Annotated in this window: 12 protein-coding genes; 6 read left to right on the top strand and 6 right to left on the bottom strand. The window is 73.5% G+C overall.

Going from position 1 to position 12,289, the window contains the following annotated elements; translation table 11 throughout:
* The first annotated feature begins 247 nt into the window (after positions 1–247).
* From AB0J67_RS35185 to AB0J67_RS35175, 3 genes are all read left to right on the top strand, one after another.
* Complete coding sequence (locus AB0J67_RS35185) at positions 248–1,309, top strand: N-acetylmuramoyl-L-alanine amidase (RefSeq protein WP_363489087.1); 1,062 nt, start codon at positions 248–250, stop codon at positions 1,307–1,309.
* A gap of 208 nt (positions 1,310–1,517) precedes the next feature.
* Positions 1,518–2,519, top strand: a complete 1,002-nt coding sequence (locus tag AB0J67_RS35180; protein ID WP_363489085.1) for a dienelactone hydrolase family protein — start codon at positions 1,518–1,520, stop codon at positions 2,517–2,519.
* A complete protein-coding gene (locus tag AB0J67_RS35175) occupies positions 2,516–3,235 on the top strand; it encodes a 4'-phosphopantetheinyl transferase superfamily protein (RefSeq protein ID WP_363489083.1) in 720 nt (239 codons plus the stop codon). Before AB0J67_RS35180 ends, AB0J67_RS35175 begins: the two co-directional genes overlap by 4 nt.
* 7 nt (positions 3,236–3,242) lie before the next feature.
* On the opposite strand, the gene AB0J67_RS35170 is transcribed toward AB0J67_RS35175, so the two are convergent.
* The 3 genes from AB0J67_RS35170 to AB0J67_RS35160 all read right to left on the bottom strand — a co-directional run bounded on the left by AB0J67_RS35170 (position 3,243) and on the right by AB0J67_RS35160 (position 6,465).
* Positions 3,243–4,694 (bottom strand): SDR family NAD(P)-dependent oxidoreductase, encoded by a 1,452-nt coding sequence (locus AB0J67_RS35170; RefSeq protein WP_363489081.1) that lies wholly within the window; start codon positions 4,692–4,694, stop codon positions 3,243–3,245.
* A 341-nt stretch (positions 4,695–5,035) separates the two neighbouring features.
* Positions 5,036–5,260: a ferredoxin gene (locus AB0J67_RS35165; protein ID WP_363489079.1), complete on the bottom strand. Its 225-nt coding sequence runs from the start codon at positions 5,258–5,260 to the stop codon at positions 5,036–5,038.
* Entirely contained in the window at positions 5,257–6,465 is a 1,209-nt protein-coding gene (locus AB0J67_RS35160; protein WP_363489077.1) for a cytochrome P450, read from the bottom strand. The genes AB0J67_RS35165 and AB0J67_RS35160 overlap by 4 nt, the downstream gene beginning before the upstream one ends.
* A gap of 131 nt (positions 6,466–6,596) precedes the next feature.
* Between AB0J67_RS35160 and AB0J67_RS35155 the strand changes: the two genes are divergently transcribed.
* Positions 6,597–8,216, top strand: coding sequence for a serine hydrolase (locus tag AB0J67_RS35155; protein WP_363489075.1), 1,620 nt, complete (start codon positions 6,597–6,599; stop codon positions 8,214–8,216).
* Between the two features lie 21 nt (positions 8,217–8,237).
* On the opposite strand, the gene AB0J67_RS35150 is transcribed toward AB0J67_RS35155, so the two are convergent.
* Complete coding sequence (locus tag AB0J67_RS35150; protein ID WP_363489073.1) at positions 8,238–8,399, bottom strand: hypothetical protein; 162 nt, start codon at positions 8,397–8,399, stop codon at positions 8,238–8,240.
* Positions 8,400–8,647: 248 nt separating this feature from the next.
* Here AB0J67_RS35150 and AB0J67_RS35145 point away from each other — a divergent pair, with 248 nt between their 5' ends.
* Positions 8,648–9,412 carry a methyltransferase domain-containing protein gene (locus tag AB0J67_RS35145; RefSeq protein WP_363489071.1) on the top strand — a complete coding sequence of 255 codons (765 nt, stop codon included), beginning with the start codon at positions 8,648–8,650 and terminating at the stop codon, positions 9,410–9,412.
* A gap of 60 nt (positions 9,413–9,472) precedes the next feature.
* On the opposite strand, the gene AB0J67_RS35140 is transcribed toward AB0J67_RS35145, so the two are convergent.
* Positions 9,473–10,030 (bottom strand): XRE family transcriptional regulator, encoded by a 558-nt coding sequence (locus tag AB0J67_RS35140; RefSeq protein WP_363489069.1) that lies wholly within the window; start codon positions 10,028–10,030, stop codon positions 9,473–9,475.
* Positions 10,031–10,196: 166 nt separating this feature from the next.
* On the opposite strand from AB0J67_RS35140, the gene AB0J67_RS35135 reads away from it, so the two are divergent.
* The gene (locus AB0J67_RS35135; RefSeq protein ID WP_363489067.1) at positions 10,197–11,405 is read left to right on the top strand and encodes a benzoate/H(+) symporter BenE family transporter; all 1,209 of its coding nucleotides are present in this window, start codon (positions 10,197–10,199) and stop codon (positions 11,403–11,405) included.
* On the opposite strand, the gene AB0J67_RS35130 is transcribed toward AB0J67_RS35135, so the two are convergent.
* Positions 11,293–12,141, bottom strand: a complete 849-nt coding sequence (locus tag AB0J67_RS35130) for an alpha/beta hydrolase (protein ID WP_363489065.1) — start codon at positions 12,139–12,141, stop codon at positions 11,293–11,295. The two genes, AB0J67_RS35135 and AB0J67_RS35130, sit on opposite strands and share 113 nt — an antisense overlap.
* Positions 12,142–12,289: the final 148 nt, after the last annotated feature.

Below are 12,289 nucleotides of genomic sequence, written 5' to 3'. Positions count from 1 at the left end.
GCGTGGCCGCGGGGGGGACGCCGCCCCACGCGCCGCTGGGCGGCCCAGCACATCGACGGTGGCCTATCACATCGACTTCGATCTCGTCTGAGTCGATGTGATAGGCCAACGTCTATTCGAGGGCCCGAGTGCGGGCGGTAGGAATCCTTCAGTGAGCCTTAATTCTGTTGTAGACATCTTTCATTGATCTATAGATCGTCGTTATAGTCGCGCCGAGCCCGACCCCCACCCCCTCTGAGAGGTGCTCATGCTCGGTAACCCCTCCGTGCGCCGGCGCACCCTGCTGGCCGCCGCGGCCGGCTTCGCGGTCGCCCCGTTCGCCGCCCGACCGGCGTTCGCCGCCAACCCCCGCGTCTACCTCGACCCCGGCCACGGCGGCACCGACCCCGGCGCGGTCGCCAACGGGCTGCAGGAGAAGGCGCTGACCCTCAACATCGCGCTGCAGATCCGCAACATCCTGCAGGCGGCGTACGCGGTCGACATCCGCATGTCGCGGACCACCGATGCCACCGTCAGCCTGGCCCAGCGCACCAGCGACGCCAACGCCTGGGGCGCCGACATCTTCGTCAGTGTGCACATCAACTCCGGCGGCGGCACCGGCTTCGAGAGCTACCGCTACCCGACCACCGACGCGGCCACGCTCGCCCTGCACAACGCGCTGCACCCGCGGGTGCTGTCCGGCATGCGCAGCGTCGGCTCGGTCACCGACCGGGGCCAGAAAACCGCCAACTTCCACGTGCTGCGCGAGAGCGCGATGCCCGCCGTGCTGACCGAGAACCTGTTCATCGACACGGTGAACGACGCGAACCTGCTCAAGAACGCGTCCTTCCTCACCGCCACCGCGCAGGGGCACGCCAACGGCATCGCCGCGTACCTCGGCCTGTCCGCGCCGCCGCCGTCGTTCTCCACGATCGTGGACAACACCACGGCCGGCCGGTTCACCGCCAGCGCGAACTGGGGCACCTCGACCTACTCCGGCCAGCGCTACGGCACCGACTACCGGTACGCCAGCCCGGTGCTGGCCAGCGACTCGGCCTGGTTCAAGGTCAACATCCCGGCGGCAGGGAACCACCGGGTCGACGTGTGGCACGCGGCCGACCCTGGTTACAGCGCCTCCGCGCCGCACGTCGTGGTCACCTCGGGCGGCAACCAGACCGTGCACGTCGACCAGCGGACCGGCGGCGGAGCGTGGCGCTCGCTCGGCACGTTCAACCTGGCCGCGGGTGACCGTAACCTGGTCGGCGTGAGCCGCTGGACCAGCGCCGCGGGCCTGGTCATCGCCGACGCCGTCCGCGTCACCCGCGTCTGACCGCACCCGCCCTCCCACCGCGTCACACCTCACCGTGCCACCGCTCGGCCGCGCCACCGCTCGGCCGTACCACGCCGCCGCCCCGCCCCGTTTTGCCATAGATGTTGGCCTATCTGGATGACTTCGATCATGGTTTTTTCATCCAGATAGGCCAACGTCCATCACAGGGCGGGGTGTGCGGCGCGGCGGGGCCGGTAGAGTCGGCGGCGTGCCGGACCGTCGCGTTCCCCTCCGCATGTGCGCGTTGTCGCTGGTGCTGGCCATAGCCGCGTGCTCCGCGCCGGCCGGCCAGGCGCCCGGCGCCGCGCCGTCCGGCACCGCGGGCACGGTCTCCGCCGCGCCGTCGGCCGTCCCGTCGGCGACGCCGGGTCCCACCGCGGCGGCGCCACCGGTCGCGGCGTCCGCGCCCAAGGCCGCGCTGGCGGTGGGCGTACGCACGCTGCGGCTGAACCGCGGCGCGGACCGCGCACTGACGACCACCGTCTGGTATCCGGCCACCGGCCGGGCGGGCGGGTCGGCGCGCCGGGACGCCCCGGTGGCCGCCGGCCGCTTCCCGATCGTGCTGTTCAGCCACGGCCTGCGCGGGTTGCCCGCCAACTACCAGCAGGTCACCACGCGGCTCGCCGCGGCCGGTTTCGTGGTGGCGGCGCCCGCCTACCCGTACACGAACCGCAACGCCTCGCCCTTCCGGGCGGGTGACGTTATCAGCCAGCCGGCGGACGGCTCGGCGGTGCTGACGGCGCTGCTGCGGCTGGACGCGACGGCGGGGGACCGGTTCGCCGGGCACCTCGACGGGGGCCGGATCGCCGCGGCGGGGCACTCCGCGGGCGGGTTCACCTCGGCGGGCATGCTGGCGGGCGAGCGCGACAGCCGGGTCACCGCGGCCGTGGTGATCGCCGGGGGCTCGCTCGGCGGCTTCCGCGGCGCGCGGACGCCGGTGCTGTTCGTGCACGGCGACCGGGACGCGGTGGTGAAGTACGAGACGGGGCGCAAGGCGTACGACGCGACGTCCTGGCCGCGGGCGTTCCTGACCCTGCTCGGCGGCGGGCACAGCGAGTTCCTCGCCCCCGGTGCGCGGGGGTTCGACCCGATGATGAAGACCATGACCGACTTCCTGCGCTGGACGCTGTACGGCGACGCGGCGGCCAAGGGCCGGCTCGCCGCCGACGGCACCCGCTCCGGTGTCACCCGATTCGAGGCGAAGCTGTGATCGAGGATCTGCGTCCCGGGGAGAGCCGGGTCTACTGGGCCCGGCCGTCCGACGAGCGGCCCTGGCACCAGCGGCTGCTCAGCGCGGGTGAGCGGGAGCGGCGCGCGTCGCTGCGCCGCGACGAGGACCGGGCCCGCCAGACCGTCGCGGCGGCGCTGCTGCGCGTGGTGGCCGGGCACCACCTCGGGGAGAAGCCCGCGGCGGTACGCATCGACCGCGCCTGCACCACCTGCGCGGTGCCGCACGGGCGGCCCGTCATCCCCGGTGGGCTGGAGGTGTCGGTGTCGCACTCGGCGGACCGGATCGCGGTCGCGGTCGGCCTGACCGGGCCGCTCGGCGTGGACGTCGAGCAGTTCCAGGACCAGCGCGACATCCTCGGCGTGGCCCGGCTGACGCTGTGCGAGGCGGAGCTGACCGCGTCGGCGCCGCTGGACCAGCACGGCTTCTACACGTACTGGACGCGCAAGGAGGCGGTGCTCAAGGCGACCGGCGACGGGCTGCGCGTGGCGATGACGAAGATCGAGGTGTCGGCGCCGCACGAGGCGCCCCGGCTGCACCGCTTCGAGGGACGGCCGGACGTGGTCGCCTCGGCGCGCATGTTCACGCTCGCGCCCGGCGACGGCTACCAGGCGGCGCTGACCGTGCTCGGCCCTGCCGTCGAGGTCACCGAGCGGGACGCCGCCGACCTGCTCGCCGACGACACCCACGCCGCCTGAGCGGGGCTCACCAGGGCGAGGGCTTGTAGTCCTTGAGGAAGCAGCCGTAGAGGTCCTCGCCGAGCTCGCCGCGCACGATCGGGTCGTACACCCGCGCGGCGCCGTCGACCAGGTCGAGTGGGGCGTGGAAGCCCGCGTCCGCGAGGCGGATCTTCGTGGGGTGCGGGCGCTCGTCGGTGATCCAGCCGGTGTCGACGGCGGTCATCAGGATGCCGTCGCTGAGCATCTCCCCGGCGCTGGTGCGGGTCAGCATGTTCAGGGCGGCCTTGGCCATGTTCGTGTGGGGGTGGCCGGGGCCCTTGTACCGGCGGCTGAACTGCCCCTCCATCGCCGACACGTTCACCACGTACTTGCGCCGCGCCGGGGATGCCGCCATCGCCGCGCGCAGCCTGCTGACCAGCACGAACGGGGCGGTGACGTTGCACAGCTGCACTTCCAGCAGCTCGATCGGGTCGACCTCCTGCACGACCTGCACCCAGCTGTTGCTGGGGTCGAGGTCGGGCACCAGGCCGCCCGCGTCGATGGCGGTGCCGTCGGCGATGCGCTCCAGGCTCGCCCCGCCGGTGCTCAGCGCCAGCGAGGTGACCAGCTCCGGGCTGAGCTGCTGGTGCGGCATGGCCTGGATCGCGGCGGCGGCCGGGCTCGCCCCGCTGTAGTGGCCGAAGCTGATCAGCTCGGGCAGCGGCCCGTCCGGCAGCGCCGCCGACTCGGCCGCCACCAGCTGCGCGTACGCGCTCGGCGACCGGCGCACCGTCTGCGCCGCGTTGTTGATCAGGATGTCCAGCGGCCCCTGCGCGGCGACCGAGTCGGCCAGCGCCACCACCTGCGCCGGGTCGCGCAGGTCGATGCCTACGATCTTCAGCCGGTCCAGCCACTCGTGGCTGTCGGGCTGCGCTGTGAACCGGCGTACCGCGTCGGTGGGGAAGCGGGTGGTGATCGTGGTGTGCGCGCCGTCGCGCAGCAGCCGCAGCGCGATGTACATGCCGATCTTGGCGCGGCCGCCGGTGAGCAGCGCGCGGCGGCCGGTCAGGTCGGTGCGCGCGTCGCGGCGGGCGTGGTTCAGCTCCGCGCACGGCGGGCACAGCTGGTGGTAGAACGCGTCCACCTGCGTGTAGCGGTCCTTGCACACGTAGCAGGCGCGCGCCTGGCGCAGGTGCCCGGCGATCTCGCCCTTGGTCGGCGAGGTCAGCCCGAACACGCCGGCGGTCTCGTCGTCGATGCGGCCCGGCGCGGCCGTGGCCGTCGCGGCGGTCACCGCGTCGTCGGCGGCCAGCACCTCGGCCCGCTTGTCGCGGCGGCGCTGCTGCTTGACGAACTTGAACATCCGCCCGACGGCGCGGCGCACCGCCACCGCGTCGGGGTGCTCGACGGGCAGCTCGTCGATCTCCGCCAGCACGTTCAGGCAGACCTCCAGGCGCGCGGGGTCGATGCCCGTGCGCTCGTGCTCGCTGATCGTCATCCCGCTGCCCGTTCCGTGCTCGCCTGTCAACCTCGCCCGGAAACTGTACGCAGCCGGAAGCGCGATGACCGAATCAGCCGCGTACACCCCCGGCCGCCCGTGGCCGATCTCACCCGTGCCACCCGCCCGCCGCCGCGCTTGCGATCGACGTTGGCCTATCTGAATGAAGGTGATCTACGAAAAGTCATCCAGATAGGCCAGCGTCTATGCACGGCGGGGCGGGGTGGGCGGGGCGGGGTGGGCGGGGCGGGGCGGCGCGGGCGGGGCGGGCGGCGCGGGCGGGGCGGGCGGGGCGGGCGGGGCGGGGCGGGGTGGCGCGCGGTGCGGTGTGCGGGGTGGGTTCAGGCGGGGGCGATGGTGGTGCCCGTGATGGGGTCGGTGACGAGGATGGCCTCGACGGGGCAGCAGTCGGCGGCGTCGCTGACCGCCTCGTCGGGCTCGACGAGCTCGTGCAGCGGCGTCGACTTCTTGTCGACGAGCTGGAAGTGCTCGGGGGCGGTGCCGGCGCACAGGCCCGACCCGATGCAGCGGTCCCGGTCGACCGAGACCCGCCACTGGCCGCTCACCAGCTGACCGGCAGTTCGCGCAGGCCCCGCACCAGCATGCCCTTCTTCCAGGGCAGCTCCTGCTCGGCGACGGCGAGCCGCAGGCCCGGGAACCGGGTGACCAGCGTATGCAGCGCGACCTGCAGCTCCATCCGGGCGAGCTGGGCGCCGACGCAGTGGTGCGGGCCGTGGCCGAAGCCCAGGTGCGGGTTGCTCTCGCGGTGGAAGTCGAGCTCGTCGGGGTGCTCGAAGACCCGGCCGTCGCGGTTGGCGGAGGCGAGTGAGCCGAGCACGGGCTCGCCGGCGCGCACGAGCACGCCGCCGACCTCGATGTCCTCGGTGGCGTAGCGGGCGAACGCGGCGGCGGTGCCGAGCGGGATGTACCGCATCAGCTCGTCGACGGCGGTCGGGATGAGCGACGGGTCGTCGCGCAGCTCGGCGAACCGGTCGGGGTTGGTGAGCAGGACGTACACGAAGTTGGGCAGCTGGGTCACGGTGGTCTCGTGCCCGGCGGCGAGCAGCCCGGCGGACAGCTCCACCAGCTCCTGCTCGGAGATGCGGTCCCCGTCCTCGTCGCGCGCCCGGACCATGGCGCCGAGCAGGTCGTCGGTGTCCTGGACACGGCGCTGGGCGATCAGCCCGGCGAGGTAGCCGTGCAGGTTGCCGAGGTACTCCATGATCTGCTGCGGGGTGAGCGAGGTGGTCGAGATGATCGCCTCGGACCAGGTCTGGAACTTGTCGCGGTCGGCGAAGGGCACGCCGAGCAGCTCGCAGATGACGGCCACCGGGAGCACGTCGGCGAAGTGCTCGACCAGGTCGGCGGGGGAGCCGTGCTGCTGCATCGCGTCGGCCAGCCCGTCGGCGATCTCCTGGGTGCGCGGGCGCAGCTGCTCGACGCGCCGGGCGGTGAACGCCTTGGCGATGATCTTGCGTAGCCGGGTGTGCTCTGGCGGGTCCATCGAGAGCATGCCGGATTCGCCCTGGCGGGGGTGGGTGCGCGGCTCGTCGCGCCCGACGCTGGCGGCGCGGCTGAACCGGGCGTCGCCGAGCACCAGCCGCACGTCGTCGTAGCGGGTGGCGAGCCACGCCTCCTCGCCGAACGGCAGCCGCACCCGGGTCAGCGGCTCCTCGCGGCGCAGCTTGGAGTACATCGGGTCCAGGTTGAGCCGGTCCGGGTCGCCGAACGGGTAGGTGCGGGCCTGCATGACCTCGTGGCCGGTCGACATCGTCGCCCCCTCGTATGCGCACGAATTCAACTCTATGGATGGTAGTGTGAACGCGTCGGCAAGTCGATGCCCATTCTAGGAAATGGGCGGATATTCAAGACAGTTCCGGCGACATTGGCTTCACTGGGTGGATGAGGACGAACCGCCGCCGCTGGGCACCGGCGGTGGCCTGCTCCGCCGTGCTGCTGGTGGGTCCGGCTACGGCGCACCACGCGACCGCCCAGCCCACACCCGCCCCCACCCCGGCGCCGAGCCCTTCCTTGCGGGCCGGGCCGCTCCCGCAGCAGCGGCCGCTGCTCGACCAGGCGAAGGTCGACCGCGCGCTGGGGCAGCTCGACGGTTTCGTGCGGGAGGCGATGACGAAGACGGGCGTGCCCGGGGTGGCCGTCGGCGTCGTCTATCGGGACCGGGTCGTCTTCGCCAAGGGGTACGGCGTACGCAAGGTCGGCGAGCCCGGCACCGTCGCGGCCGACACGGTCTTCCAGCTCGCGTCGCTGTCCAAGCCGGTGGCCTCGACGGTGGTCGCGGGCGTGGTCGGCGGCGGGAGGGTCGGCTGGGACGACCCGGTGGTCGAGCACGACCCGGCGTTCGCGCTCAAGGACCCGTGGACGAGTGCCCACACCACCGTCGCCGACCTGTTCGCGCACCGCAGCGGCCTGCCCGACCACGCCGGCGACCTGCTGGAGGACCTCGGGTTCGACCGCGCTTACATCCTGTCCCACCTGCGGCAGGAGCCGCTCGCGCCGTTCCGGGCGAGCTACTTCTACACCAACTTCGGGCTGACCGCCGCCGCGCTGGCCGTGGCGAAGGCCGCCGGGACGAGCTGGGAGCAGCTGTCCCGGCGGACGCTGTACCAGCCGCTGGGCATGGCCGACACCAGCTCCGACTTCGCCGACTACGAGCGCGATCCCGACCGGGCGGTCGGGCACGTCAGGGTCGGCGACCGGTGGGAGGCGAAGTACGTGCGCGACCCGCAGGCGCAGAGCCCGGCGGGCGGGGTCAGCTCGACCGTGGACGACCTGGCCAAGTGGATGCGGTTGCAGCTGGCGGGCGGGAGGTTCGAGGGGCGCCAGGTGATCGACGCGGCGGCGCTGCAGCAGACGCGCCTGCCGCACAACGTCGCCGCGCCGCCGCGCGGGCCCGACGGCGAGCCCGGCTTCTACGGCCTGGGCTGGAACGTCGGCTACGACGAGTTCGGGCGGCTGCGGATCGGCCACTCCGGCGCGTTCGACCTCGGCGCGGCCACCAACGTCGCGATGCTGCCGGGCGAGCAGCTGGGCATCGTGGTGCTCACCAACGCGCAGCCGATCGGCGTCGCCGAGTCGATCGCGTACAACTTCCTCGACGTCGCCTCGTACGGCCGCCAGACGACCGACTGGCTGGGCTTCCTGACCGGCGTGTTCGCGCAGATCGACAGCGAGGGCACGGCGCAGACCGACTACGCCAAGCCGCCCGCGAACCCGGCGCCCGCCAAGGCGGCGAACGTCTACACGGGCACCTACCGCAACCCGTACTACGGCCCGCTGACCGTGACCGAGCAGGGCGGCAGGCTCGTGATGACGCTCGGGCCCCAGGGCATGCGGTTCCCGCTCACGCACTACGACGCGAACACCTTCAGCTACGAGACCACCGGTGAGAACGCGGTCGGCCTGGACGGGGCGACGTTCACCTCCGCCGGGTCCGGCCCGGCGTCGCAGGTGCGGCTGGCACACCTGGACGCGAACGGGCTGGGCACCTTCACCCGCGGCTGACCGCGCCCGCGCCGGAGCAGCCTACGGAAGGTCGCCGGGGTCCCATTCCGCGACGACATACGGTCGCACCAGGCCCGGCTCGGGCAGGTACGGCTCCCAGTAGACGATCAGCCAGGCCGCCTGCAGTGCGTCCTCGCACGGGTAGGTGTGCCCGCAGCGGTCGCAGACACCGTGGACCTGCATGTGGTGCTCGCTCCAGCGCGCCCGGCCCTCGGTGACCATGGCCAGGGCGCGGCTCTGGATCGCCGTGCGGCCGACATAGGTCGTGCCGCGTGGAACGTGTCGGAGGTTGTTGGCGGATCTAGGTCGTGGCTGCGGCCGTGACATCGCGTTCTCCTGCCGTCACTCCGCTTAACGGCGTACGGCCGCCAAAGGTGCCGATGTGTCGGAAATCCTTTGCCCCGGCAGGGAATCCGCGGTGGACTTACCGAATGGGATCATTGGAAGAGCTGGTGGCGGAGGGTGCGAGCGCGCCGGTGGACGGCTGGGACTTCTCCTGGTTCGCCGGGCGCGCCACCGAGGAGCGCCCCGCGTGGGGCTACACCCGGCTGCTGGCCGCCCGCGCCGCGGACGCGGACGCGCTGCTCGACGTGCAGACCGGCGGCGGGGAGGTGCTCGCCGAGGTGCTCTCACGCACGCCCCGCCGGCCCGGCACGCTCGCCGCGACCGAATCCTGGGCACCCAACCTCGCCCTGGCCCGGCGCCGGCTCACCCCGTACGGCGTCGTCGTCGCCGAGGCCGCCGACGGGGCGGAACTGCCCTTCCCGGACGGTGCGTTCGACCTGGTGGCCAGCCGGCATCCGACCGTGATCGACTGGGCGGAGACCGCCCGGGTGCTGGCGCCGGGCGGGATCTACCTGTCGCAGCAGGTCGGCGCCGGGTCCATGCGGGAGCTGACCGAGTTCTTCCTCGGGCCGGTGGATCCGGGCACGGCCCGGCTGCCGGAGACCATGGCCGGTGCCGCGCGCGCCGCCGGGCTCGAGGTCACCGACTTGCGGCCGCAGGCGCTGCGCGCCGAGTTCCACGACGTCGCCGCGGTGATCGTCTTCCTGCGGAAGGTGATCTGGACGGTGCCCGGCTTCGACGTGGACAAGTACCGCGACCGCCTGGCCGCCATGCACGAACGCATCCAGGCCGAGGGCCCGTTCGTGGCCCACTCCCAGCGCTTCCTCCTGGAGGCCCGACGCCCGGCGTGAATGGTCCATTCCAGATAGATCGCCGGCTGGTGTCGAAACCCGAAGTGTGACTACGGCGGGTCAGGGGCGGGGGTAGCGGATCAGGAGGCTGGCCTGGACCGGCTGGTCGCCGACGGCGGCGTAGACGTGGGGGACGTCGGAGCGCCAGGTGATGTGCTCGCCGGGGCCGGCGGTGAGCGGGGCGTCGGCGGGGCCGGCGAGCAGCAGGCCGCTGAAGACCGTGATGTGCTCGGTCACGCCGGCGTGGTGCGCCGGTGAGGCCTGCGCCGGGCCGGGCGGGATGACCATGCGGTAGAGCTCGTACGTCACCGGCCCGTCGTCGAACACCTGCAGCAGCGTCGCCTCGACGGCGCTGCCGCGTACCACGCCGGACTGCTGGTCGGTGAGCAGCGCCGTGATCGGTACGCCGAGGGCGGCGGTCACCGACCACAGCGTCTCCAGGGTCGGGTTGCGGGTGCCGTTCTCGAGGCCGGAGAGCGTGGCCTTGCCCACGTTCGCCCGGCGGGCCAGCTCCGACAGCGAGATCCCGGCCTGCTCGCGCAGCCGGCGCAGGCGCGCGCCGACGCCCTCGGCGCCGGGCTCCAGTGCCGGACGGACGGTTGCCGAACGCGAACTCATGCAGCTATCGTGCACTACGGGCGACCGTTCCGTTTGCGGAACGCTGCTCGGCAGGACGTAGACGTTGGCCTATGACATCGAAAAACGAGATCGAATTCGATGTCATAGGCCAACGTCGATGAGGACCGGGGTGGGGGCGGCAGTGGGTGGGGTCGTGCAGCCGGTGGTGGCTGGTGTGGTTACCGCGGTGGTCGGGTTCGCGAGCACGTTCGCGGTGGTGCTGGCCGGGCTGCGGGCGGTCGGGGCCGACGAGCGCCAGGCGGCCTCGGGCCTGCTCGCGGTATGCGTGGCGGCGGGCCTCACCGCGATCGTGCTGGGCCTGCGGCACCGGATCCCGATCAGCATCGCCTGGTCGACGCCGGGCGCGGCGCTGCTGGCGGCGACGGGGGCGGTCGACGGCGGGTTCGCCGCGGCGGTCGGCGCGTTCCTGGTCACCGGGGCCTTGATCATCGCGGCGGGGCTGTTCCCGGCGCTGGGCCGGGCGATCGCGGCGATCCCGCGCCCGATCGCGGCGGCGATGCTCGCGGGCGTGCTGCTCGACCTGTGCCTCGCCCCGGTGCGGGCGCTGGTGGACGTGCCGCTGCTGGCGGTGCCGGTGGTGCTGGTGTGGGCGGTGCTGAGCCGGTTCGCGCGGTCGTGGGCGGTGCCCGCGGCGCTGGTCACGGCCGTGGTGGTGATCGCGCTGGACGCGCCGGACGCGCTGCGCGGCGCGGCGGCGGCGCCCGTGCCGGCGCTGACCGCCCCGGTGTTCACCTGGCAGGCGCTGGTCAGCCTGGCGCTGCCGCTGTTCCTGGTCACCATGGCTTCGCAGAACGTGCCGGGCATGGCGGTGCTGCAGGGGTACGGCTACACCCCGCCGTTGCGCGGCGTGCTGCTCGGCACGGGCGTGGCCACGACGCTCGCCGCGCCGTTCGGCTCGCACGCGGTGAACCTCGCCGCGATCACCGCCGCGCTCGCGGCCGGGCCGGACGCGCACCCGGATCCCCGGCGGCGCTGGATCGCCTCGGTGACCGCGGGCATCGGCATGATCACGCTGGGGCTGGGCGCGGGCGCGGCGACCGCGTTCGTGCTGAACTCGCCGCCGGTGCTGATCGAGGCGGTGGCGGGCCTGGCGCTGCTGGGCGCGCTGGGCGCGGCGCTGGCTTCGGCCGTCGCCGAGGAGCGGGGACGGGAGGCCGCGGTGGTCACCTTCGCGGTGACCGCGTCCGGGGTGGTGGTGCTGGGCGTGGGCGCCGCGTTCTGGGGGCTGCTGGCGGGCGGTCTCATGCTGGCGCTGCGGCCAGGAACTCCTCGACCGTCGCCGCGAACAGCCGAGGATCGTCCACCCACGGGAAGTGACCCGCTCCCGGCTGCACCGTCAGCCGCGACGCGGTGAGCAGCGCGGCGAGTTCCCGTACGGCGTGCCGGGTGGGCCAGATGTCGTGCTCGCCGACGACGAGCAGGGTCGGCACGGCCAGCGCGGCGAGGCGCTCGGGCAGCGCGGGGTCGGGCTCGAAGCCCTCGTAGAAGCCGTCGGTGGCGGCGCGGGCGAACTGCGCGGGCTCGGCGGCGGCCTGGGCGCGGGCGGCGTCGTTCCACCGGCCGTAGAGCAGCGGGGCCGACAGCAGGCGCAGGCGTTCCAGGTCCTGCTCGTCGGCGGCCTCGGCGGTGAGCGCGGCGGCGGCCTCGTCGATCCACGGTTCGTGCGAGCGTTCGGCCAGCACGTGCGCGACGTCCAGGTCGGACTTCATGCCGAGCACCCGCAGCGACGGGTCGACGATCACCAGGCGGCGCAGCCGGTCGGGGTGGGCCGCGGCGTACAGGAAGCAGACGCCGCCGCTGGCCGAGTGGCCGAACAGGTCGATCGTGGGCAGGCCGAGGTGGGCGCGCAGCGCCTCGACGTCGTCGGCGATGCGGTCCACCCGGTAGGTCGCCGGGTCGGTGGGCGCCGCGGAGTCGCCGGTGCCGCGGTTGTCCAGCAGGATCAGGGTGCGGGTGGCGGACAGGCCGCCGAGGTCGCCGAGGTACTCGACCGCCTGGCCCGGCCCGCCGGGCACGCACACCAGCGCCGGTCCGTCACCGGTCACCCGGTAGGCGAGCTCGGTCCCGTCCCATGATCGAAAGCGTGGCACCAGGCCATTCTGCCAGGCGCCCGAACCCCGTCACGGCCTGGCGGCCCGGCCGTGCCGACCCGTGCCCGACCCGTGGCCGCCCGGCGGAGCCGGTCGCTGCGCAGCTGTGTCAACTTCTGCGCCGGGGCGCCCAGCACCAGCACCGGCG

The organism is Catellatospora sp. NPDC049609 (genome assembly GCF_040675365.1).
Lineage (GTDB): Bacteria > Actinomycetota > Actinomycetes > Mycobacteriales > Micromonosporaceae > Catellatospora.
This window is presented reverse-complemented; position numbering and strand designations above follow the sequence as displayed.